General features: G+C 59.0%; 23 protein-coding genes, 1 tRNA gene and 1 pseudogene. 12 read left to right on the top strand and 13 right to left on the bottom strand.

What is annotated here, in order from left to right:
- Window positions 1-74: 74 nt before the first annotated feature.
- Entirely contained in the window at window positions 75-248 is a 174-nt protein-coding gene (locus ABD815_RS09965; RefSeq protein WP_344846847.1) for a Tat pathway signal protein, read from the bottom strand.
- 99 nt (window positions 249-347) lie between these two features.
- On the opposite strand from ABD815_RS09965, the gene ABD815_RS09960 reads away from it, so the two are divergent.
- Window positions 348-1,469 (top strand): pyridoxal phosphate-dependent aminotransferase, encoded by a 1,122-nt coding sequence (locus tag ABD815_RS09960; RefSeq protein WP_344846845.1) that lies wholly within the window; start codon window positions 348-350, stop codon window positions 1,467-1,469.
- Here the strand turns inward: ABD815_RS09960 and ABD815_RS09955 are convergent.
- Window positions 1,466-2,713 (bottom strand): pyridoxal-phosphate-dependent aminotransferase family protein, encoded by a 1,248-nt coding sequence (locus tag ABD815_RS09955; RefSeq protein WP_344846843.1) that lies wholly within the window; start codon window positions 2,711-2,713, stop codon window positions 1,466-1,468. The two genes, ABD815_RS09960 and ABD815_RS09955, sit on opposite strands and share 4 nt — an antisense overlap.
- 149 nt (window positions 2,714-2,862) lie before the next feature.
- On the opposite strand from ABD815_RS09955, the gene ABD815_RS09950 reads away from it, so the two are divergent.
- Both ABD815_RS09950 and ABD815_RS09945 read left to right on the top strand, forming a co-directional pair.
- On the top strand, window positions 2,863-3,552 hold the full coding sequence (locus ABD815_RS09950; protein ID WP_344846841.1) for a phosphatase domain-containing protein: 690 nt from the start codon (window positions 2,863-2,865) through the stop codon (window positions 3,550-3,552).
- Window positions 3,553-3,614: 62 nt separating this feature from the next.
- Window positions 3,615-5,459: an ABC transporter ATP-binding protein gene (locus ABD815_RS09945; protein ID WP_425549868.1), complete on the top strand. Its 1,845-nt coding sequence runs from the start codon at window positions 3,615-3,617 to the stop codon at window positions 5,457-5,459.
- Here ABD815_RS09945 and ABD815_RS09940 read toward each other — a convergent pair.
- Window positions 5,386-5,997, bottom strand: a pseudogene (locus ABD815_RS09940) (TIGR04283 family arsenosugar biosynthesis glycosyltransferase); the annotation flags it as partial. The gene ABD815_RS09945 and the pseudogene ABD815_RS09940 overlap by 74 nt on opposite strands.
- Window positions 5,998-6,069: 72 nt before the next feature.
- Between ABD815_RS09940 and ygfZ the strand changes: the two are divergent.
- Window positions 6,070-6,837 carry a CAF17-like 4Fe-4S cluster assembly/insertion protein YgfZ gene (ygfZ, locus tag ABD815_RS09935; RefSeq protein WP_344846837.1) on the top strand — a complete coding sequence of 256 codons (768 nt, stop codon included), beginning with the start codon at window positions 6,070-6,072 and terminating at the stop codon, window positions 6,835-6,837.
- 34 nt (window positions 6,838-6,871) lie between these two features.
- On the opposite strand, the gene efp is transcribed toward ygfZ, so the two are convergent.
- Window positions 6,872-7,435 carry an elongation factor P gene (gene efp / locus ABD815_RS09930; RefSeq protein ID WP_344846835.1) on the bottom strand — a complete coding sequence of 188 codons (564 nt, stop codon included), beginning with the start codon at window positions 7,433-7,435 and terminating at the stop codon, window positions 6,872-6,874.
- Window positions 7,436-7,649: 214 nt separating this feature from the next.
- On the opposite strand from efp, the gene ABD815_RS09925 reads away from it, so the two are divergent.
- From ABD815_RS09925 to ABD815_RS09915, 3 genes are all read left to right on the top strand, one after another.
- Window positions 7,650-7,970 carry a DUF6280 family protein gene (locus ABD815_RS09925; protein ID WP_344846833.1) on the top strand — a complete coding sequence of 107 codons (321 nt, stop codon included), beginning with the start codon at window positions 7,650-7,652 and terminating at the stop codon, window positions 7,968-7,970.
- Window positions 7,971-8,132: 162 nt separating this feature from the next.
- Window positions 8,133-8,624: a cupin domain-containing protein gene (locus ABD815_RS09920; RefSeq protein ID WP_344846831.1), complete on the top strand. Its 492-nt coding sequence runs from the start codon at window positions 8,133-8,135 to the stop codon at window positions 8,622-8,624.
- 80 nt (window positions 8,625-8,704) lie between these two features.
- On the top strand, window positions 8,705-10,156 hold the full coding sequence (locus tag ABD815_RS09915) for a cobyric acid synthase (protein WP_344846829.1): 1,452 nt from the start codon (window positions 8,705-8,707) through the stop codon (window positions 10,154-10,156).
- On the opposite strand, the gene ABD815_RS09910 is transcribed toward ABD815_RS09915, so the two are convergent.
- The 3 genes from ABD815_RS09910 to ABD815_RS09900 form a co-directional block, all read right to left on the bottom strand.
- Window positions 10,157-10,942, bottom strand: a complete 786-nt coding sequence (locus ABD815_RS09910; RefSeq protein ID WP_344846827.1) for a hypothetical protein — start codon at window positions 10,940-10,942, stop codon at window positions 10,157-10,159.
- Window positions 10,943-11,138: 196 nt separating this feature from the next.
- On the bottom strand, window positions 11,139-12,533 hold the full coding sequence (locus ABD815_RS09905; protein ID WP_344846825.1) for a TolC family outer membrane protein: 1,395 nt from the start codon (window positions 12,531-12,533) through the stop codon (window positions 11,139-11,141).
- A 60-nt stretch (window positions 12,534-12,593) separates the two neighbouring features.
- The gene (locus ABD815_RS09900; RefSeq protein WP_344846823.1) at window positions 12,594-13,247 is read right to left on the bottom strand and encodes a protein-L-isoaspartate O-methyltransferase family protein; all 654 of its coding nucleotides are present in this window, start codon (window positions 13,245-13,247) and stop codon (window positions 12,594-12,596) included.
- Between the two features lie 134 nt (window positions 13,248-13,381).
- Between ABD815_RS09900 and ABD815_RS09895 the strand changes: the two genes are divergently transcribed.
- A tRNA-Cys gene (locus ABD815_RS09895) sits at window positions 13,382-13,455 on the top strand.
- Window positions 13,456-13,474: 19 nt separating this feature from the next.
- Here ABD815_RS09895 and ABD815_RS09890 read toward each other — a convergent pair.
- Both ABD815_RS09890 and ABD815_RS09885 read right to left on the bottom strand, forming a co-directional pair.
- Window positions 13,475-13,819: a site-specific integrase gene (locus ABD815_RS09890; protein ID WP_344846821.1), complete on the bottom strand. Its 345-nt coding sequence runs from the start codon at window positions 13,817-13,819 to the stop codon at window positions 13,475-13,477.
- A gap of 119 nt (window positions 13,820-13,938) precedes the next feature.
- Entirely contained in the window at window positions 13,939-14,289 is a 351-nt protein-coding gene (locus ABD815_RS09885) for a MarR family winged helix-turn-helix transcriptional regulator (protein WP_344846819.1), read from the bottom strand.
- Between the two features lie 186 nt (window positions 14,290-14,475).
- On the opposite strand from ABD815_RS09885, the gene ABD815_RS09880 reads away from it, so the two are divergent.
- Window positions 14,476-16,356, top strand: coding sequence for an FAD-dependent monooxygenase (locus ABD815_RS09880; protein WP_344846817.1), 1,881 nt, complete (start codon window positions 14,476-14,478; stop codon window positions 16,354-16,356).
- 36 nt (window positions 16,357-16,392) lie between these two features.
- Here ABD815_RS09880 and ABD815_RS09875 read toward each other — a convergent pair whose 3' ends face one another.
- Both ABD815_RS09875 and ABD815_RS09870 read right to left on the bottom strand, forming a co-directional pair.
- Window positions 16,393-17,061 (bottom strand): dioxygenase family protein, encoded by a 669-nt coding sequence (locus ABD815_RS09875; protein ID WP_344846815.1) that lies wholly within the window; start codon window positions 17,059-17,061, stop codon window positions 16,393-16,395.
- 3 nt (window positions 17,062-17,064) lie between these two features.
- Window positions 17,065-17,664 (bottom strand): dioxygenase family protein, encoded by a 600-nt coding sequence (locus ABD815_RS09870; RefSeq protein WP_344846813.1) that lies wholly within the window; start codon window positions 17,662-17,664, stop codon window positions 17,065-17,067.
- A 74-nt stretch (window positions 17,665-17,738) separates the two neighbouring features.
- On the opposite strand from ABD815_RS09870, the gene ABD815_RS09865 reads away from it, so the two are divergent.
- A complete protein-coding gene (locus ABD815_RS09865; RefSeq protein WP_344846811.1) occupies window positions 17,739-18,527 on the top strand; it encodes an IclR family transcriptional regulator in 789 nt (262 codons plus the stop codon).
- A gap of 2 nt (window positions 18,528-18,529) precedes the next feature.
- Here ABD815_RS09865 and ABD815_RS09860 read toward each other — a convergent pair whose 3' ends face one another.
- Both ABD815_RS09860 and ABD815_RS09855 read right to left on the bottom strand, forming a co-directional pair.
- Window positions 18,530-19,408, bottom strand: coding sequence for a beta-keto acid cleavage family enzyme (locus ABD815_RS09860; protein WP_344846809.1), 879 nt, complete (start codon window positions 19,406-19,408; stop codon window positions 18,530-18,532).
- A gap of 1 nt (window position 19,409) precedes the next feature.
- Complete coding sequence (locus ABD815_RS09855; RefSeq protein ID WP_344846807.1) at window positions 19,410-20,747, bottom strand: aspartate aminotransferase family protein; 1,338 nt, start codon at window positions 20,745-20,747, stop codon at window positions 19,410-19,412.
- Between the two features lie 76 nt (window positions 20,748-20,823).
- On the opposite strand from ABD815_RS09855, the gene ABD815_RS09850 reads away from it, so the two are divergent.
- Both ABD815_RS09850 and ABD815_RS09845 read left to right on the top strand, forming a co-directional pair.
- A complete protein-coding gene (locus tag ABD815_RS09850; RefSeq protein WP_344846805.1) occupies window positions 20,824-21,990 on the top strand; it encodes a CaiB/BaiF CoA transferase family protein in 1,167 nt (388 codons plus the stop codon).
- Entirely contained in the window at window positions 21,987-22,877 is an 891-nt protein-coding gene (locus tag ABD815_RS09845) for an SMP-30/gluconolactonase/LRE family protein (protein ID WP_344846803.1), read from the top strand. The genes ABD815_RS09850 and ABD815_RS09845 overlap by 4 nt, the downstream gene beginning before the upstream one ends.
- Window position 22,878 lies beyond the last annotated feature (1 nt).

Genomic DNA, 22,878 nt, shown 5'->3' with positions numbered 1-22,878 from the left:
CCTCAAGCGACCCAGATTACGAAGCGCCCGCCTTTGGCGGGCGTTTCTATTTGGGGGATAGACCCCGAATGCTGTCAGTAAACGACGCGATCAATTGCGCGCATGGCCCCGATGGATTTGTCGTAGACAAGTTCGAGAATGCGTCGCGCAGGTTTGGTTTTGATCGCTGCAGCAACAGGTGGCAGCGCGCGCACAGAGGCGGCAGCGGCGGCCGAGGCCAGAAAGGCGCGGCGGTTCAGTTTGGTCATTCGGGGTCCCTCCCGTCGTTTCACCCACTATATGTGGTAACAATGCTGACCTTTTTCAAGAGCTTGCGTCATCGCCGCGGTTCCGGCACCACATGCAATATGACTGATCATCGCCTGACCCGTATCGCCCAGAGCCTCCCCGACACCGTGCCCTTCGTTGCGCCCGAGCGCCTCGAAGAGCTGCGCGGCGCGCCGTTTGACGCGCGCCTCGGTGCGAACGAACTGGCCTATGGACCCTCGCCCGCCGCCATCGCGGCGATGCACGACGCGGTCGGCGATATCTGGAAATACGGCGTGCCGGAGACCCCCGCGCTCAAACGGGTTCTAGCAGAACATCTAGGGATACCGGAGGCAGCCTTGACAATCGGCGAAGGGATCGACGGGCTGCTTGGCACGTTGGTTCGGCTCTTTGTCGAACCCGGCGATACGGTCGTGACCTCCGCCGGATCATACCCCACATTCAACTATCACGTGGCCGGCGTCGGTGGAGCATTACACACCGTTCCCTACGCAGAAAACCACGAAGACCCGCAGGCGTTGATCGGCAAGGCGCGCGAAGTCCGGGCGAAACTGGTCTACCTATCCAACCCCAACAATCCGATGGGATCGGTGCATGATGCCGCGACGGTACAGGCGATGATTGAGGCCGTGCCCGATGGCTGTCTTCTGGTCCTCGATGAGGCCTACTGCGAGTTTGCTCCGGAGGCGACACGTCCGCCAATCAACATAGATGATCGGCGCGTGATCCGCTTTCGCACTTTTTCCAAGGCCTATGGCATGGCTGGTGCACGGATTGGCTATGGAATCGCGCACCCCGACATTGCCCGCGCCTTTGACAAGCTGCGCAATCACTTCGGCGTTAACCGTGTTGCCCTTGCGGGAGCGGTCGCGGCACTCGCCGACCAAGAATACTTGGAGGATGTTGTTGGCAGGATCTCGCGTGGCCGCGAAAAGCTCGCGCAGATTGCGCGGGCCGAAGGTTTGGTGCCCCTGCCCTCTGCCACCAATTTTGTGACGATGGACACAGGCCGCGACGGTGCCTTCGCGCGCGCGCTCCTAAGGGCGCTGGAGGCGCGCGGAGTTTTCGTGCGAATGCCCGGAATTGCGCCACTAGACCGTTGTATCCGCGTCAGCGTCGGGACGGATGGCGAACTGGAAATATTCGCGCGACACCTCCCTCTGGCAAGAGCAGATGTTTTAAAAGGCTCCCCGGAGGCCTAGCCGCAGCAGGTGCCAGCTTCCTGCGGCACGGCCTGAGGAACCATCCCCCCCTGCTCTGCCAGATAGGCAGCAGCGGCGGCAGTGCCGCCTGTGCCATGTGGAATACCCAAAGCAATAAACGCGGTTTCAATCGAACCGATCAGCCCCAAGACCATATGCGCATTGATGTGTCCCATATGCCCGATCCGGAAATGCCCGTGCCACTCCGGATCCTCCCAATCGGCCATCCCGAGGGGGATGCCGAGCGTGATCCCCATGTGCTCACTCAACCATTCGCGCAGCTGCGTGGCTTCGGGCGCACTCAGCGACAGAGTCGTCACAGCATGCGAACGGTTTTCGCGTTCCGCGATGTTGCAGCGCAACTTTCCGCCCTTCCCCCAGGCTTGGATCGCGGCCCAATATGTGCCTGCGAGGATTTCGTGGCGGGTCCAGACGTTTTCAATGCCCTCTTCGAGGATCATGTCGACTGCGGCGCGCAAACCGTAAAGGTGATGCGTTGGGGGGGTACCGTCGAAATATTCGTATAGAGCGCTGGGGTTTGCGCGGGTTTCCCAGTCCCAGTAGGGCGTGCGCATATCTGCGCTCGCACCCACGGAGGCTGCTTTGTCGGAGAACCACACGAACCCCATGCCCGGTGGCGTCATCAGGCCCTTTTGGGAGGCCGCGATCATGACATCCACGCCCCACGCGTCCATTTCAAACCGGTCACATCCGAGCGAGGCAATGCAGTCTACAGCCAACAATGCGGGGTGACCTTCTGCGTCGATCGCTTCGCGGATCGCAGCAATGTCGTTACGCACAGAAGTGGCTGTGTCGACGTGCACGGTGAGCACGGCCTTGATGTCTTTTGACGTGTCGGCGGCGAGAATTTCACGTAGCGCATCCGGATCGACGGGCGACTGTTTGCCGAAATCAAGGCGCGCAACATCCGCCCCCAACGCCTCTGCAACATCGGCCCATCCGGACCCGAAGGTACCCGTCACGCAAACTAGAACCTTGTCACCGCGCGAGAGAAAATTCGTAAGGGACGCCTCCCAGAGGCCGTGCCCGTTAGAGATATACATCGCCAAATGTCCGGTCGTGCGGGCAATCTTTTTGAGATCGGGCACGAGAGCGTGGGTCATTTCGACCAGTTCGCCGGTGTAGATATTGGGCGCAGGACGGTGCATCGCCTGCAGGACCGCATCAGGGACAACCGAAGGGCCCGGAATGGCGAGATAGTGACGACCGTTGGCTACGGGCATAAGTGACCTCATTTTGGCAGATTTCGCGTCCAAATCGGTAGCCGCCGTGGCCGCCCGCGTCAATCGCCGCGTGGTCGCGGGTCCCGTTGCTTGCGGCACAGGGGCTGAGCGGTTAAAGAAGCGGCACCGCAGGTGTCAAACGAGGCTACATGTTCACAGCGCTCAAGAAGGGCTTCAAAGCATTGGAGCACGGCAAGGTCGGACGCTTCGGCAACGATGTCTCCACGCCCTACACCCGTCGCCTCGCGACGTTGCATTTCCACCTCTTCGATCACGCATTTCTGCGCGGTCTGTGGACCAATCTCGATGAAATCGCGCCCGGCGTCTGGCGGTCGAACCAACCCTCACCGCGCCGGATCGAACGCTATGCGGCCTTGGGGATCAAAACGGTGGTGTCGCTGCGTGGCGAGCCCAACCTGAGCTTTGACATGTTGGAACGCGATGCCTGTGCCCGTCACGGGATCACCTATGTTGCCACGCGCCTCACCGCGCGCGCAGCCCTACCGGCTGCCGATTACCTCGCTTTGCTCGACCTGTTCGAGACATTGGAAAAGCCGTTTCTGTTCCACTGCAAATCGGGCGCGGATCGTGCGGGCATTGCGGCGGCACTCTATCTTTTGCAATTCGAAGGCGTCCCCATATCCGAGGCGCGCAAACAGCTTTCGCTGCGCTATATGCACCTGCGGTCTACAAAGACCGGCATTCTCGACCATATTCTCGACCTCTATGGGCGCGATTTGGATCAACATGGTGCGATGAGCGTGCGCGAATGGCTCCAAAACCACTATAATCCGCAGGAAGCCACCCGCACCTTCAAACGCTACCGGAGATTTCCGTGAGCACGCCCGACACGCCGCGCAAAAGCACCTCCGAGTTGCTGAGCTGGCTCTGGCAGAATTACATGCGCGGCCAGATCTGGCTCGTCGCCTTTGCGTCCATATTCATGCTGACCGAAGGCCTCATGCTGGGCGCGCTGTCCTACCTCATCAAACCGATGTTCGACCGTGTTCTGGTCGCAGGCGAATCCGGCGCGGTTATTTGGGTCGCGCTCGCGGTGATGGGCGTGTTTACAGCGCGCGCCGTGTCGGCGTTTTCCCACAATGTCCTTTTGGCGCTTGTCGGTGAACGGGTATCGGCCAAAATGCAATGCGATCTGGTGGGTCATATGCTCACGCTGGATGGCGCGTTTTTCCAACGCAATCCACCTGGCACGCTGATCGAGCGCACGCGGGGGGACACCAACTCTGCGGTTGTTCTATTGCGGTCGATTATAGCCTCGCTGGGACGTGATGCGGTGTCTCTTTTGTCGCTGTTGACGGTCGCCCTGCTGGTGGATTGGCGATGGACCTTGATCGCCGTAGCCGGTGCGCCGCTGCTATCGGTGCCAATCGCGCTTTTGCAGCGTTCTGTTCGCAAAACAACGCGGACCGCGCGCGAGGTTGCGGGTCGGGTGTCCACCCGTCTCGACGAAATCTTCCACGGCGCAACAACGATCAAACTGGCCGGCACGGAGGCGCGGGAAGCGCGCCGGTTCGGCGAGGAAATCGACGGCTACATCAGCGCGCAGGTACGCTCGCAGGCCGGTCAGGTTGGCATCCCGTCCCTGATGGACATTGTCGCGGGCCTCGGGTTCTTTGGCGTGCTTTTGTATGGCGGCCAACAGATCATCGACGGGACTAAAACCGTCGGTGAGTTCATGTCGTTTTTCACCGCCATGGCATTGGTGTTCGAACCCCTGCGACGTCTTGGTGCCGTATCGGGATCATGGCAGGCCGCGCGCGCCTCACTCGACAGGGTGCATGCGATCCTGTCGGAAAAGCCGGTTATCGAAACGCCCGCCGCACCGCGCGCGCTGCCAATCGCGCCTGAGAATGCAGATATCCGGTTTGAGGACGTGCATTTCGCTTATGCCGACGCGCCTGTGCTCGATGGCACCACGTTTACCGCCAAAGCGGGCGAAACCACGGCTCTCGTCGGCGCATCGGGTGCCGGGAAATCGACGGTCTTCCATCTGTTGACGCGCTTGGCCGATCCGGTGACGGGTCTGGTGACGATCGGCGGCGTGGCAACGGATGCACTGGCGCTCGATGAACTGCGCGGGCTCTATTCGGTTGTGTCCCAAGACGCGCTGTTGTTTGACGAAAGCATCCGCGACAACGTTCAAATGGGCGCCGAGGTGAGCGAGGCAGCGCTCAAATCCGCGCTTGATGCGGCCCATGTGTCCGACTTCGTTGCCAAGCTTGACCACGGTCTCGACACGCCCGCGGGCCCGCGCGGCTCTGGCTTGTCGGGGGGGCAAAAGCAACGCGTGGCCATCGCGCGCGCGATCCTGCGCGACCGCCCCGTACTTCTGTTGGACGAAGCGACCTCCGCACTTGATGCGCAATCCGAAAAGATCGTGCAGGACGCGCTCGAAAAACTGTCGCAGGGACGCACGACTTTGGTAATCGCCCACCGGCTGTCCACCATCCGCTCTGCGCACAAGATTGTGGTGATGGACAAAGGCCGCGTGGTTGATCAGGGCACGCATGACGAACTGCTGGCGCGCGGTGGTCTCTATGCCGATCTCTACCGCCTGCAATATGCCGACGGGCGCACGGTCAGCGACGGGAATACGCGCGGGCGAGATCCGCAGGGTCTGCGCCAAGGCGGTAGCGAAGAAGGCGCCAAAGGTTCCGGCCTGATTGGGCTAACCAGCCGTGCTTTTGATAGCGTGCTGGGTCTGTTTGGACGCGCAAAGGACTGATCGCGAGGCGTCCCTTTAGAGCGCGGGCGATTGCGACATCCTCCATCAGGGGAATATCGGGATGGCCGCCCACATCATCGTATAGCGCGCGCGAAATCAACAACGCCTGATCGCCATAGGGCAACCCGAAGAGCCGTGAGCGCAGATTGGCGCCGGCACCCACGATGCGCCCTCCCACAGCTCCGCCTCGAAACGACAGCGAAAAAGCCAGCGCGCGATCAGGCGTTGCAAGGTGGCGCAAAGCTTCCTCGGACCACCCCTCCGGCAGCCACGTGTCCGCGTGCAGAAACAACAGCCACGCACCCTGCGCCGCGAAGGCACCATGACGCATCTGCGTGCCCCGCCCCGCATCACCGGACACAAAGACAGCGCCGGCTTCCTCGGCCAGTTTTTCAATGTCGTCGCTCGACCCGCCATCGGTGATTACCACCTCGCGGATCAACCCCGCATTCAGCCCCTCGGCCAGACGCGCGAGCGTATCGGGCAGTTTGGGGGCCGTATCGAGTGTCGGGATAATGACAGAGATAGGAGCGCGCATCGGTGCAACGGGGCCTTTCGCTTTAAGTCGTCGGAACTTCTCTTATATGAAGGGTGACAAAGGGGAATTGCCATGGCCGCGCGCAAAATCATTGAAATTTCGGGGCCCGACCGGGTGAAGTTCCTGCAAGGGTTGGTGACCGGCGACGCAAGGCGACTGGAGCAAGGCGACGTGGTCTACGCGGCGCTCCTGACACCGCAGGGCAAGTTCATCGTGGACTTCTTTCTGGTGCCCATGGGTGATTTGGTTCTCCTCGACGTCCAGGAAAGCGAGGCGGATGCACTGCTGCAACGCCTGACGATGTACAAACTGCGCTCCAAGGTCGATTTGGCCCTGTCCGACCGCACGGTCAGTCGCGGCATCGGCGAAACGCCCGAAGGCGCGTTCCGCGACCCACGCCACGAGGCCATGGGATGGCGGGCCTATGACGGGCGGACGGGCGAAGATGTCGATTGGGACGCCCTGCGGGTGGCACATTGCATCCCCGAAACGGGCATCGAGTTGACGCCTGACACTTATATTCTGGAGGCCGGGTTTGAACGCCTTGGCGGAGTCGATTTCAAAAAGGGGTGCTACGTCGGCCAGGAAGTGACCGCACGGATGCACCACAAAACCGATCTGCGCAAAGGGTTGGTGAGCGTGGAGGTCGAGGGCTCGGCCCCCGTGGGCACCGAAATTGTCACCGCCGATGGGAAGACCGCAGGCACGCTATTCACACAGTCGGGCGGGCGGGCGATCGCCTACCTGCGGTTTGATCGAGCGTCAGGACCGCTGGTGGCAGGTGACGCTACGGTGCACGCGCCCACTAACGACCCGAGACACAAAAAAGGACGCGGATGAACGCGCCCTTTATCATTCACAACTGGCCGGCGTGTTAGGCGCGCTCTGAGTATTCCATGGTCTCGGTGTTGACCACGATGTCTTCATCCTGACCAACAAACGGTGGCACCATCACGCGCACACCATTGTCGAGAACGGCAGGCTTAAAGGAGTTGGCCGCGGTCTGGCCTTTGACGACAGGCTCGGTTTCGACGATTTTGCAGGTCACTTTCTGCGGCAGCGTCGCGTTGAGCGCCTCTTCGTCATGAAACTCGACCAGAATGGTCATGCCATCCTGCAAAAACGGGCGGCGTTCGCCAAGGATGTCGGCGGGCAGTTCGACCTGGTCGAAGGTCTCTGTGTCCATGAAGGCCAGCATGCCGTCGGTTTCATAAAGGAACTGCATGTCCTTCTGCTCAAGACGTACGCGTTCCACTTTGTCAGCAGAGCGGAAACGTTCGTTGAGCTTACGACCGTCGCGCAGGTTCTTCATCTCCACCTGAGCGAACGCGCCGCCCTTACCGGGCTTAACGTGATCGACTTTTACAGCGGCCCAAAGACCCCCGTCGTGTTCCAGAACGTTCCCGGGGCGGATCTCGTTTCCGTTAATCTTTGGCATGTGGCAAAACCGTGGCAATAGGTTGAAGGGTGTGTGGCGCACCCTATATATGGCCGGTTTGGCGCGCGCAAGTCGCGTATATGGTCGGGAAAAATAGCAAAGATATTACCAAAATGCATAGGAGATATGCATTCGGGCTGTATCCGAATCGCTTTGAACCTGTCATAAAGCCGCTCACGCCTGAAAGACAAGAGCAATAATATAAGGAAAAATCATGGCTGAATTTGTTGACGGCACAGCATTTAATCAGGAACAAGGTCAGCGGGCGCGCAAGCTCTTCGCAGCCGTGGTTCTTGCTGCTTTGGATGATGCAATCGCCGATGACAAGAAGTACGGAAACGGTCCGGAGCAGATCGCCCGTTGGGCGCGTTCCCGTGACGGCCGCGAAGTCTTGTCATGTGCTGGAATTGATCCGAACGAACGCGTTGTGTCCGGTCTGATGGACTTTGTTTCCAAAGGTGTGCGCACCTCTGTCGCGCTGTCGCGTGAAGAAAGCGAACGCCGCCACGCTGCGGAGCAGGCCGAGGCCGCCTAAGGCCCCTCCTGCAAAACGCCAGTCTAAAAGGCGCGCCTCCATATCAATGGCGGCGCGCCTTTTCTTTTGTGGATCGTGAAAATTCCCAATGGGGCCGACAGGATGATTTTTCGAGCACCCCAACGATGGTAAAGGTCATGGGGACGATTACAGGAGGCCCCCATGTCCAAAAAGATCGACATTGCCGCGATTGAACCGAAAATCGGGACGCTATACCCGCCGCCACATCATCAACATACCAAGGCGCGCGAAAAGCGGGCCCTCGGCGATGCGGCAGGCCTCACGCAATTTGGCGTGAACCTGACACGGTTGGCACCCGGGACGTGGTCTGCCCTGCCCCATTGGCACGAAAGAGAAGATGAATTCGTGTTCATTCTCTCCGGCACGCCAACTTTGGTCTATGGAGATACGATCGAACTTCTTGGCCCCGGGGATAGCGTCGGGTTCAAAGCGGGTGAGGAAATTGGTCACTGCATCCAAAACAACACCGACGACGACGTTCTGATCCTCGAAATCGGGAGCCGCGTTGAAGGGGAGCGCGCTTTCTATCCCGGTCTGGATTTGGTGGCCGACACGGCGCGCGAAAATTTCTACTACACTCTTGATGGGCAACCGATCCCCGATGTCCGTCGGCGCGGTCCACAAGACGATTGATCTGATCAACGCCGCAGACCCTTTGCGTCCGCGCCTGTCGTGACGTACTCACGGGCAACACAGAATAAGAGGCGGGCAAAGTGACAAAAGCGATCATGATTCAGGGCGCGGGATCGAACGTAGGGAAATCCCTTCTCGTCGCGGGCATATCGCGTGCCTTGGTTCTGCGCGGCATGTCGGTTGCCCCCTTCAAGCCGCAGAACATGTCCAACAATGCGGCCGTCACCATCGATGGGGGTGAAATCGGACGCGCACAGGCCCTGCAAGCACGCGCGGCGCGGCGCGATCCGGTCACCGACATGAACCCCGTCCTGCTGAAACCCGAAACCGACGTGGGCGCGCAGGTGGTCGTTCAGGGACAGCGGGTCGCGACATTAAAGGCCCGCGACTATGGCGCCATGAAATCGACGCTCATGCCTGCGGTCCTCGAGAGCTTTCACCGCCTTGCAGCCACCGCCGATATCGTCGTGATCGAAGGCGCGGGGAGCCCTGCGGAAATCAACCTGCGCGAGGGCGACATTGCCAATATGGGCTTTGCCGAGGCCGCAGGCGTGCCTGTGGTTCTGATCGGGGATATCGACCGCGGGGGCGTCATTGCGCAGATTGTCGGCACCCATGCCGTTTTGCCAGACGTGGATCGGGACCGCATCAAAGGCTTTGCAATCAACAAGTTTCGCGGTGATGTCAGCCTCTTTGCAGAAGGGGCCGAGGCGATTGCGCGCCGCACGGGATGGGACGATTTGGGCACCCTGCCCTGGTTTGATCAGGCACATCGGTTACCGGCAGAGGATGTGATGGATATCGCATCGCGTGGTTCGGGGCGGGTCAAAATTGCGGTGCCCCGTTTGTCCCGGATTGCCAATTTCGATGACCTTGATCCGCTCGCGGGCGAGCCAGATGTGAGCGTTCAAATAATCGAGGCCGGCCGCCCCTTACCCGGTGATGCGGACCTCGTTCTTATTCCGGGCACCAAATCCACCATCGGCGATTTGGCGTTTTTCCGTGAGCAAGGGTGGGACATCGACCTCAAGGGGCATGTGCGTCGTGGCGGACATGTGATCGGGGTTTGTGGTGGTTATCAAATGCTTGGGCGCAGCATTTCTGATCCTGAGGGAATCGAAGGGGCGGCGGGAACCTATGAGGGTCTAGGACTTCTCGATGTCGAAACCGTCATGCAGCCTGAAAAGCGGCTATCCCTTGTGGACGCGACCCATATCGAGAGCGGCACAGACATTCGCGCCTATGAAATTCACATCGGGCAAACGACAGGGCCCGACTGCGATGCGCCTTGGTTAACCGCGCAAGGCCGCCCAGAGGGTGCGGCCTCGCCGGATGGGCGAATTCTCGGGTGTTATTTGCACGGGCTCTTTGCGGCGGACGCGTTCCGGCAGGCCTATCTCGCGCGCTTTGGCGCGGGCGCGAATGGGATCGACTATGACGCAGGGGTGGAGATAGTTTTGGATGCTCTCGCGGCCCATGTCGAAACCCATCTCGACTTGGACCGTCTCATAGCGCTCGCAAAAGAGATTTGATTAGTCGAATTCACGCAGGGCAAGAGCGCGCTGCACCTCACGGCGGACAAGCCGGCGCACATTGCGCGTGATCCGTTCGCCGAGCGCGCCCTGGAGCTCTTCGCGAATGACCTGAGCCACGAAATCACGCAGGGCTTCTTCGTCCATCAGTTCGTCGTCTTCGAGACCGGTGTCTGAAAAACTGTTGCGAATAGAGGATGCAGCGGCGTCCTGCGCGCTGCGGCGGGCGGCATCGAGGGCGGCGGCACGAATATCTTCGACCCGCGCTGAATCAAACACGCGCTTATCGGCCTGTGGCGCTTTCGTCGGTTCCACGACCGCCTGTGGTGTATCTGCGCCACGATCAGGTGCGGATTGGAATCTCAGAACACGTGCACCGGTTTCGGCGAAGGCACGCGGCACTTCTTGGGGAATTTCTTCGGTGAGATCTTCGGAACCATCGGGTTCCCAATCGGATAGCTGCGCACCGACGGCAGATTCGAGTTCCGCGATGCGTTCTTCAAGCGTCATATGGGCCGCGTGGGCCACTGCATCCGCATTTGGCGTGTCGTCATATGCGGGCGACCACTCCGTTGGGACCTCGGTTGCTTCTAAGGTTTCTGGCATTTTCACAGCCTGATCCGCGGACAGAACAAGAGGTTCGGAAATTGATGTCGGATTATTTTGCGCCGCATCATCGATGCGCAAGGCAGGCGATAGAACAAAGGCGTCGCTTTGATCGACACGGGTCTCCGAGACAAGACGGCGAACCGAAGCGAGGACCGCCTGCGGGTCAAGATTTGTCATGGATTCCGACATTTTGTCCCCTGTCTGCCCCTACACACCTACCGAGAATTCTGCGCGTCTACGCGCACATCAATCCGGTCCTGAACGTTGCGTGGCTTGCTTTACTACCGGTCATGGTAGACAGCTTCCCGCGATCACACAATGGGTAGTGTATCGCAGAAATGTGCCTGCGCAAAGAGATGCCGACTTTTGTCGGTTAATTCCGGCCGAGTGACTTGAGCACGCGATCCAGTTTTTCACCCTCTGGGCTAACATAGCTCGTTGGGCCATCTTTGACTGCATTATAGTAGGCGGCGGGGTCGTAGATCGGCACATTGAGCTTGAGGTTCGATGCGGTCAGGGCGCCGACGCTCTGCAACACAAAGAAATACTGGGCCTCACGTGCGATCTGGGCCTGAATGGCCGACACCTGCGCGTCGAGCAGATCCTGTTCGGCATCCAGAACATCAAGCGTCGTCGAGGCGCCCAAATCCGTCTCTTCGCGCACACCGTTCAAGGCCACCCGTTGCGCCTGTACGTAGGTTTGGGATGCCTGTTCGGCGGCACCGTATACATTCAGAAGTGCCCAATTGGACCGCACAGATTGCTCGACTTCGCGCGCGGCCTGCAAAAGTGCTGCGCGCGAACTATCGCGCTCTGCGATAGCCTTGCGCACAGCGGACGCGATTTTGCCGCCCTGATAAATCGGGCCGGATGCGGTAACACCGACATTGCGATCCTGCGTGCCCAGATCATCGACGAACGTCACACGCGCCGACCCCTCAATGGTTGGCAACATGGACCGCTCCGCAATTTCAACTGCCAGATCGGCAGCCGCGGCGCGGTGTTGGAGGGTTTTAATCGCGGGGTGGTTGCTGCGCGCGATGCTCACCGCCTCGTCAACCGATTTTGCCGGCAAACGCACGGAGGGCGGGCTCGACAATGTGCCCGGGTAGTTTCCGATCGCGACCTTGTAGGTTTCGCGCGCAGACGAGAGTTCGCCCTGTGCAGAGGCGAGTTGGGCGCGGGCATTGGCCAGCTGGGCTTCAACCTGACTGACTTGTGTGCGGGTGATTTCACCGACTTCGAAACGATCACGCGAAGCGCGCAGGTTCTGAACGTTCAAACGCACCGCATTGTCACGTAGATTGACGAGGGCCTGAGCCTCGCGCACGGACATATAGGCGGCAACGGCGCTCGAAAGCACTTGCTGTTCGATGTTGAGAAGCGTTTCACGCGTTGCCAATACGGCCTCTTTGGCGACATCAACCGCGAGCTTGTTGCGCCCGAATGTATAGAGCTCCATCGTAGCGTTGAACGTCAACTGCTTGGTCCATTCGCCCTGAATGGTTCCAACGCCGGGCACGCGGCTGTCGGAGCGCGAAATCTGACCAGTATACCCGATCGAGGGGCGCAGATCCCCCAGCGCGGTGGCCACACCTTCATCCGTTGCACGCAGGGTCGCGCGGTTTTGGTCTAAAAGTCCCGAATTACGGTACGCGGAGGCAAGGGCGTCACCTAGCGACTCTGCAGATGCAGTGAGAGGCACTCCCGCGACGGCGAGCGCCACTAGCCCACCCAAGATGGAACGTTTGAATTTTCTGCTGCTCATCGGACCCTGCCTCTGCATCTATCTGACTTGTCGTGTCCGAGCAAAATGGCAAAAAGCGAACTAGAGCGCGAAGGCCCGCTTCGCTTCAAAGCCATTCATGACCGGTGCGGTGGCATTAAAAATCATCCGCCACGACATCTTACCGTCTATTTTGTAACCCAAACGCACCGCGCCAAGGGATCCGTCGAGAAAAACCGCACAGATCCGTCCGCCGTCCTTCACCTGTGACAAGATTGCCTCGGGTATCTCTTCGACACCGCCCTCAATCATCACCACATCGTAAAGTCCGTGCTGTTCTTCACCATCCTGTAGCGCGCCGACTTCGATCACAACATTGTCTGCGCCATGATCGGCAAGGAGCGAAGCGGCCTGTGCGGCCATCTCTTCGTTTTCTTCCAGGGCAACAACGGCCTGAGCCATTCGGGCGATCACAGCGCTCGAATATCCGAGGCCTGCCCCGATATCGAGGACAAGCTCGTTATTCTCGATTGCCAGAGCGTCGAGCATTTTTGAAAACGTCCGCGGATCGAGCACAACGCGGCTACCACCCAGAGAGATATCGCCGCCAACATATGCCGTGTCGCGCTGTGCATCAGGCACGAAATCTTCGCGCGGGATGTCCAGCATCGCAGCAATGATTGGAAATTTGGTGACATCCGAAGGACGGACCTGGGTGTCGACCATGGTGGTGCGCAACTGGCGGAAATCAGGCATAAGCTGAACTCTTTCGTTCAAGATGTCGTCGCAGCCGTTTTGCCACAACACTGCGGTGGCGGCAACATGTCAAAACATGGCATTTGCATCCTTGCAGCCCATGGAACCTTCATGTAAACCCCGCCTCACCCTTCGGCGAGTTGGCGGAGTGGTGACGCAGCGGATTGCAAATCCGTGTACACCGGTTCGATTCCGGTACTCGCCTCCAATAAAATCAATGACTTGCGTCATCCCACCTCTCCTTCACCACAAGTTGTGAAGCAACCGTTGAAACTTTCACGTTTCGGCCTTGCTTCGTTCCATTTGATTTCTCGCCTCTTGAGCGCGCTTTGCGAATTCTCTTTGCCGGATTGGCCCCCGCATTTTTTGAGCATCTCAACGCCTGAGTGACCGGTGACAGCCTTGACCATCTCGTCATCGCATCCGGCAAGATACAGCTCGATCGTCGCATTTTTCGTGAGACCGTGCGTTTTGGAATGGCTCGCCTTCTCATGCCTCATCTTCTTTTTGATGGTGCGTATTTCCTCCGCAACGATGCGGTAGCTCACCGGATGACCTTTGGGGTCGGTCACGACAGTACCATCCGTTCGCGCGAGTCCGTCGAGATGGGCCTTGAGGCGATCGGTGAGCGGGAGAATCACGTCAATTGGTTCGAAATAGGCGTTTGCCGTTTTCGGGCCGGACGAGCGTGTTATCCTGCGGATTTTAGGGCCTTAACCATCAGTTTCAGCAGCATTGCCTTTTCGGTATCTGAAAGCTCTGACAAGATGTCGTTTTGTAGCGCCAGAACGACAGGCTGAAGCGCGGTCAATTGGTCTTTGCCCTGCTCTGTCAGGTTGATCTTGAACGCGCGACGGTCTTCGTCATCAGGCGTGCGTGTAACAAGCCCCTTTTGCTCCAAACGCTTGATCACGCCACCAATCGTTGCGCGGTCATAGGCGATGCGTTTCGCCACAGTTGCCTGGTCGAGGCCCTCGCCTTTGCCCAAGGTGTTGAGTGCCGCAAATTGAACGGACGTAAGGTCAAAGCCTTCTGCTTTCATCCGCTCCTGAAAAACAGACGTGGACTGTTGTTGAAGCCGTCTTATCAGGTGCCCAGGGAGTTCCAGCAGGTTCAGTTTTTTCATCATCTAGCCCACCGATTATAGTATGCATACATACCATATTGACAAGGCGCCACGGCGTCCAGTATATAATAAGTATACATACTAAATGTGAAGTGAGGCGATATGCAATATCACCTGAATGGCTTTTCGACAGGCGATCCAGCCATCGTCAATAAATCTGATATGGTGCCGCAGCACAGTGAAACCGTCGACGTACTGATTGTCGGCTGTGGGCCAGCCGGGCTGACACTGGCGGCGCAACTATCTACATTTCCCGAAATCAAAACCCGTATCATAGAACGCAAGTCCGGCCCATTGGAATTGGGTCAAGCCGATGGCATCGCCTGCAGATCAATCGAGATGTTTGAGGCCTTCGGGTTCGCGGACAAGGTTCTTAAAGAGGCGTACTGGGTCAACGAAGTTGCCTTCTGGCGGCCGAATGAAGACGGCGCCAGCCTGCACCGCGCAGATCGCATTCAGGATGTAGAAGACGATTTGTCCGAGATGCCACACGTCATCCTCAGCCAGGCACGGGTGCATGATTTCTATCTCGACATCATGCGGAATTCGGCAAACGGCCTGGAACCTGATTATAGTCGCGAATTGCTTGATCTGACGACGGATCCCGAAGCGGATTATCCTATTACCGCAACCTTCAACTGCCTGAATGGCGAAGGCAAAACCGAGGTGATCCGCGCCCGATATGTCGTCGGCTGTGACGGCGCACGCAGCGCCGTACGCAAATCCATGGGCCACGACCTAAAAGGGGAAGCAGCGCGCCAACTCTGGGGGGTAATGGATGTTCTGGCCGTCACCGATTTTCCTGACATCCGGCTGAAAGCAGCAATCCAGTCTGCAGATCACGGCAGCCTCCTGATCATCCCGCGTGAGGGCGGCTATTTGGTTCGCATGTATATCGAACTGGACGCCCTACACGGAGATGAACGGGCCGCCGATCGGGGTGTGACGGCAAAAATGCTCATTGCGAAAGCCCGTGATATTCTGGCCCCCTTCACGCTGGACGTTAAAGAAGTTGCATGGTGGTCAGCCTATGAAATTGGCCAGCGCGTATGTGACGCATTTGACGACGTAGCTGATGCAGATCGCGCTACACGGAGTCCGCGCGTCTTCATCGCTGGAGATGCATGCCATACGCACAGCCCCAAAGCCGGCCAAGGCATGAACGTCTCCATGGCCGATGCATTCAATCTTGGCTGGAAACTGGGCGCCGTGCTGCGCGGTCAGGCTACACCTGCACTTCTGCAAACCTATTCCGAGGAACGCCGTGCAAAGGCAAAAGAGCTGATTGATTTCGACCGTGACATGGCGCGGTTGTTCAGCGCCAAGCCCAGGAATGGAGCGGAGGCGGCACAGTTCCAAAGCTACTTCAAGAAACACGGGCGATACACCGCTGGGGTAGAGACGCGCTACGATCCGTCCCTGATCACTGCCACCGGTGATCATCAGCACCTCGCATCCGGTCTGAAAACAGGCATGAGGTTCCATTCGGCCCCTGTAATCCGGCTGGCAGATGGAAAGCCGATGGAACTTGGTCACATGATCAAGGCTGATGGCCGTTGGCGTTTGATCGCCTTTGCAGGCAAAGGCGACGAGGGACAAAAGGATAGCGGTATTGCGAACCTGTGTAGCTATCTGTCAGAAAATCCAGACAGTCCTGTGGCGAGGCATACTCCGAAGGGCGCTGAGCCAGACAGCGTCTTTGATCTGCGCGCTGTGTTCCAGGTAGACCACCGGGCCTTGCGGCTCGAAACCCTGCCCAAGATGCTTCTACCGGCGAAAGGCCGTTATGGCTTGATCGATTATGAAAAGGCCTTTTGCCCCGACCTGAAGAACGGACCTGACATCTTCGATATTCGAGGCATTGATCGACAAAACGGCGTTCTGCTGATCGTGCGACCGGATCAGTTCGTCGCAAAGGTGCAGCCATTGGACGACGTCTTGGGTCTTGCTGTGTTCTTTGACAGATTTATGATTGGCGCGTGACGCCACATTGGCGTCATGCGCATAGGCCTGGTTTTTCTATTCGAAGAAGGTTGCATTGCGGCCACCGACCACGATGTCGAAATCATATGCCTGCTCGACATCTGCCGCGCCAACCTCTCGCGGTATGCCAAGATTGCGCTCAAACGCATCGCCCATCAGGATTGCCATCGGGTCTGTCGCATTGTTTGGCTCACCCGGGAAATACATCTGGGTGATCAACCGCGATGACCCGCCGCTGATCGACATATGGATGTGCTTGGGGCGCCAACGGCCAATGTCGGGCCGCGCAAGATAGGCACCCGGGCTGATGGCCCAGAACCGGTAGCGGCCTTCGTCGTCTGTCAGGACGCGCCCGACACCAAGGTGGTTTTCATCCAATTGCAGGCCGGAATGGTCTTCGACATGCCGATAGCGCCCGTGATGGTTCGCACTCCAGACCTCAAGCAGGGCACCTGCAACCGGACGACCCGATGCCGAACGCACACGGCCCGTGACCTCGATCGGCACGCCAGTCGCGCGGGGGCGGTCGGGGGCCGTGCGGGTCATATCCCACTCATGAGGCTTTGTCGCATAGCGCGCTGGCACAACCGGCACAAAGCTGGCGCGCGCAACATCAGGGATCAACCGCAACCGCTGGCGCGGGGTGCGTTGGTCAGAAGTGTTGTCGGTTGGGCCAATGCCTAATAGTCGTCCTTCGGTGCTCATCTCTCAGCTCTCCAGATCATCGAAAAAGGGGGTTTCGCCCGCGCCTGCCATGATGATGTCAAAGACATAAACCTCGGCTCCGCTGGCTGTGCGCCCATCGTGGCGGGCGATCAGTTTCGGCGCGTCTTCGCCCACGGCCTGCAAGACAGGGTCAGTGTCATTGCCCGCCTGATCTTCAAAGAACATCTGCGTCACAACACGATTGATGCCATCCGAGAAGATCGTGACCGTAATATTGGGCGCGCGGCCCGGTGCTGCACCCGGCAGGATCGTGCGGAATTCGTAAGCCCCCGACGCGCTGCGCAAACGACCATAGCCGTGAAACCAGGGATCAATCCCGTCATCGCCTCCCGTCGCCGGCGTGCGGTAAACCCCATTGGCATTCGCCTGCCAAAACTCCATGACGACGCCATTGGCCAACTCGCCATGCCGATCGAGCACGCGACCGCGCAGGATAATCGGCGTGCCAGCCGCCTGCCCCACCAGCCCTGGATCTACCCGCGTCAGGTCTTCGAGCGCTGGGTCGGCGAAATAGATTGGGAAATAAGGCCCGCAGGTGTCTTCGTTCGTGGCTGGCAAAAGATTGGATGTCGGGTCGGTCAATGCCTGTCCTCCATTGTCTTGGGTGCGTTTTGTATATTAAACATCCTGGGAGGCAAAACGGAAACCAACCGCTCATGACCAAAGCGTCCAACCATGACGTCTATTTTGTCCCAGGTTTGCACCGGGGCCTTCGTGTTCTCGAAATTCTTGGCGCGTCCGAGGCCCCGATGTCGCTGAGCGACATTGCACGCGCGATGGAACTCAGCCGCTCCTCTGCGTTTCGGCTGGTCTATACCCTGCGTCAGATGGGATTCATCCGGGAGGCCGAACAGGCCAACACCTTTACCCTTGGCGCACGGGTGCTTAACCTTGGGTTCGCCTATCTCAACCAGCAGCCCATTGCTGACATCGCTCGCCCGATCCTCGCGCAATTGCGTGATGAAACCGGCGTCTCCACACATCTGAGCGTTCTGGAAGGCGACGATGTGCTTTATCTCGTCAGCCATCAGGCACGGTCGGGATACGTGTCGAACATGCGCACAGGCACGCGAACGCAGGCCTATGCCTCTGCGATTGGCTGGTGCCTGCTGGGCGGCATCACCGAACCCGAGTTGCAGGAATTTGCCGACCGCCAGACCTGGCAGCGCTTCACCGAACATACGCCGATGGACGCGGCCAGCCTTTTGGCGCGGGTGTTGGAAGTGCGTACCGCGGGCTTTGTCGTGTCGCGCGGGTTTCGCGAACCGGGTGGGTCCAGTGTTGCTGTGCCGGTGCGCGACAATACTGGCAGCGTCGTTGCCTGCGTGAACCTGTCCGGTCCCGACAGCGGTTTTGATTTCGACCAGATCGACAGCTTCTATTTGCCCAAGATCCAAGAGGCCGCGCTGCAAATCTCGCGGGCATTGGGGTATCCGGGCAGTTAGGCTCATCTAACAAGCCCCAGGATTTCGCGGGCTTCGTCCGTATTGGCCAGCGCGCCGCCCAAATCAGTTATAATCCGCGCCGCCTTGCCCACCAATTGCGAATTGCTTTCGCAGTGCTCGCCTTTGGCGATATAGGCCGTATCCTCCATCCCGATGCGGATATGCCCGCCTAACAACCAGGCCTGCGCCAGCATCGGAAACGCGGCGCGGCCAATGCCAAAAGCAGCCCACTGGGTGTTGTCAGGCAGTTGGCTGACAAGATAGGCCATTGTCGCAGGGTTGGCGACCGCACCAAAGCGGACGCCCAGAACCATCTGCACCATCAGCGGTGTTTTGATGATCCCGCGTGCGACAAAATCCTTGACCATGTGAAGATCGCCGCTGTCGAAAATTTCGATCTCGGGTTTGACACCCGCAGCATAGATCCGCTCTGCCATGATCTCAAGATTGCGCGGGGAATTGATGACCGACGCCTGCCCCGACCACATGGTGTTGAAATCCAGCGTGCATATCTCGGGTTGCAGCGCCTCCACATGGGCCACGCGTTTCTCGGGCTCACAAAGGGTCGAGCCTTCGGCCGCTACCTTTGGATCACGTTCAGAGGGAATGAACCTCCCGCCCTCACCCGTGGTCAGATTGAGCAATACGTCAGTGTTTTCGGCGCGGATCCGCTCGACCAGTTCGGTATAGAGATCAAGCCTCATGGAACCTTTGGTCGTCTTGGGGTCGCGGACATGCAGGTGCACAATCGCCGCCCCTGCGCTTGCAGCGTCGAGCGCCTGGCGCGCGATCTGTTTTGGCGTGACGGGCAAATGCGGGCTGATTTCCGGCGTCATCAAGTTGCCGGTGATCGCGGCGGTCAGGATTGTTTTACGCGCCATCTCAGCAATCCAACACGTCGGCAACCGCGAGGGTCAGGGTTTGTACAATCAGATCAATCTCGTCTACGCTGGAGGTATAGGCTGGTGCCAACAGCACATGATCCCCATTGATCCCGTCGATGCAGCCCTGCGCGGGATAGGTCATCACGCCGCGCACCTTGGCGGCAGCGCCAATTTTCATTGCAATTCCTTCCGCAGGATCGAACGGGGCTTTGGTGGCACGGTCGACCACCAGTTCAATCGTCCAGAACAGCCCGCGCCCGCGGATATCGCCGACCTGGGGGTGCTGAGCAAAGGCATCGCGCAAACCCTCCTCAAGCTGTGCACCCCGCTGGATGACATTGTTCAGCAGGTTCTCTCGCTCGATGACACGCTGCACGGCCAGCGCGCCTGCGGTCGCAATCGCGTGGGACATATAGGTGTGTCCGTTCCACAGCTTGCCACTGCCCGCCTTGATGACATCGACAACTTTCTGTGCAGCCAGAACAGCCGCGATCGGCTGATATCCCGCCCCCAGACCCTTGGCCATGGTCGTAATATCGGCAGCGATCCCTTCTTGCTCTAGAGCATATGTGGTGCCTGTCCGCCCCATTCCGCTCATCACTTCATCTGCGATCAAGAGGACACCGTGGGTGTCACAAATCTCGCGGATACGCATCCAATACCCTGCAGGAGCGGGTTGCGTGCCAAGTGACGCGCCAACGACAGGTTCGGCGACAAAGGCCATCACAGTTTCAGGCCCAAGGGCTTGGATTTCCGCCTCCAGCAGGTTTGCCATACGCTGCGCGAAATCGGCTTCACTTTCGTCTGCATGTTGTAGGCGATAGGGATAGGGCGCGTCGATGTGATTGACTTCAATCAACAGGGGCGCAAAAGGGGCCCGCCGCCCCGCATGACCACCTGTCGCCAAAGCGCCCAGAGTATTACCGTGGTAGCTCGGCTTGCGGGCGATGATATGACGACGGTCAGGCTCACCGTTCTCGATGCAGTACTGGCGCGCCAGCTTCAATGCGGCTTCCATCGCCTCGGAGCCTGACCCAAGATACATAACCAGGCCGGCGCCAGTCCCTTCTGGAGCATGCGCAACCAGATGGGCCGCCAGATCTTCGGCGGGTTGGTTCGTGAAGGATCCGGTATGGGCAAAGGCGAGTTGATCGACCTGGCGCTTGATGGCTTCACGCACCGATATATTGTCGTGCCCAAGGCAAGAGACCGCCGCCCCGCCACAGGCGTCCAGATACCGTCGCCCCCTGTCATCAATGAGGTAGTTTCCGTCACCGGACACCACGACAGGCAAGCCAGACTCAAGGTCTCGGTGAAAGACACTGCTTTGGGTCATAGCGACTCTCTTTCGTCTTGCATATAAAATTATGTTTTGTATATTAAACGCAATTCAACGATGCAAGGTATATTCCATGCCCCCCCCACTGACCGGCATAAAAGTCCTCGACCTGACTCATGTGCTGGCCGGACCGTTTTGCAGTTATCAGCTGGCCTTGATGGGCGCGGACGTCATCAAAATCGAAGATCCGCTAAATCCAGATTGCGCACGTGGTCGCGGCCCTGACGATAGGCTGAATACAGTTGGGCTTGGCCTGAATTATCAGGTTCAGGGGGGTAACAAGCGCAGCCTTGCCCTGAATTTGCGGTCCCCCGAGGGGGCCGACGTGCTGCGCAAACTGGTGTGTGATACAGATATCCTCGTAGAGAATTACACAACCGGTGCCTTGGCGGCATTGGGCCTTGGATACGGTGACCTGTCAGAGGTAAATCCGCAGCTGATCCACTGTTCCCTAACAGGCTACGGCAACTGCGGCCCGCAGGCCGAACACGGTGCCTATGACAACACCATTCAGGCCGCGAGCGGCACGATCGCGCAATGCGGCGGGATCAAACCCGGCGTGTCCTTTGTCGACTACGCCGCGGGATATGCTGCCGCTTTTGCAATAACCGCTGCCCTGACAGGCCGGGCGCAGTCGGGGTGTGGCACGCAGATTTCGGTATCCATGCTGGAAGTTGCGATGCAGATGATGGCGCCCGAGGCCGCTGCCGCGCAACAGCAGGACCCTGAGGTGCGCGGCAAGGAAGCCGGCATCACGAGCTATGACACAAAAGACGGCACATTGATGCTGGGGGCGTTTCGCCCCGTCCAATATCGAAAGCTGGCCGCAATGTTGGACGGGCTGGGCCACCCACTGCCCCCCTTGGCGGAAATCCATGACTGGCCTGATGTCTGGGCCTTGAGTGATGTCACCAAATCCAAGCTGCGCGACATCTTCCTGACCGCAGACGCCGACACTTGGGTTACGCGATTGCGCGCCGCAGATCTGCCTGGCGAACGGGTCAGGACCCTGACCGAGGCTGTCACGTCGCCCCAGCTTGCAGCGCGGGGCTATTTCCAGCCCAGTCCGCGAGATACCACAACCGTTTTGCCCACATCCGCCTTTCATTTGGATGGACGAGCGGCCAAACTTCACCTTGCACCTCCGACACTTGGTCAGAACTCCCGCGACATCCTCGCAGACATGGATTTGACGCGGGACCAGATTGAACAGCTATTTAAAAACGGGATCGTGGCATGATGCAACTGACGGCGACCCTTTGGACCGAACTTCCGGATGATCTGCATCACCTGGGCGACCCTTCGGCGTGGGCCAAAATGACTCGTCCCGGCCAGCCGATGCATTCCTTTCTGGAGGCGGCCTTCTTTGATGAGGGCGGTAACCTGTGGCTGTCAGATGTTCCCTACGGTCGGATTTTTCGGATCACGCCTGCGGGCGTGTGGACCCACGAGCACCAGATCGATGGTGAACCCCATGCGATGCGGATTGCCCCGGACGGGCGACGTATTGCGGTGGACTATCGGCACGGGCTGATCGAACTGGTGGGCGATGCCGCCTTCGAAGTTCTCAGCACAGGCGGGGCAACACCCTTTCTTGGCTTGTCCGACATGGCCTACGGGTCAGATGGTGCCTTGTGGTTCACCGATAGCGGACGCACCAGCCTGAGCGATCCTAGTGGACGCGTCTATCGCTGGGAAAACGGTGACCTGCGGCTGGTTTTGGAGTGCGTGCCCTATTCGAACGGCATTGCGATCTCACCCGACAACGCTTGGGTCTATGTCGCTGCCACACGCGCCAATCAGGTTTGGAAATTCTCAACGCGTCTGCCCGAGGCCGGCGCGCCGATGGTCGGCACTTACCTGCAATTGTCCGGTGGGCTTGGCCCCGACGGGCTGGCCTGCAACGCGGATGGCTGGCTTGCCGTCGCTCAGGCGCAGGCGGGCCGTGCCTATGTGTTTGACGCCCTTGGCGACCTGATTGCCAACGTCCGACTTCCGCGCGGGCTTTGGACGACTTCCGTCACCTTTGACCCCGCAGACCCGCAACGCCTTATCATCGTGGACGCCCAGTTCGGCGGTATCTTCGCTTGTCACATCCCGAACCCCGACCATAACGAACGGACCTGAT

This window comes from Celeribacter arenosi (assembly GCF_039539485.1).
GTDB classification, from domain to species: domain Bacteria; phylum Pseudomonadota; class Alphaproteobacteria; order Rhodobacterales; family Rhodobacteraceae; genus Celeribacter; species Celeribacter arenosi.
This window is presented reverse-complemented; position numbering and strand designations above follow the sequence as displayed.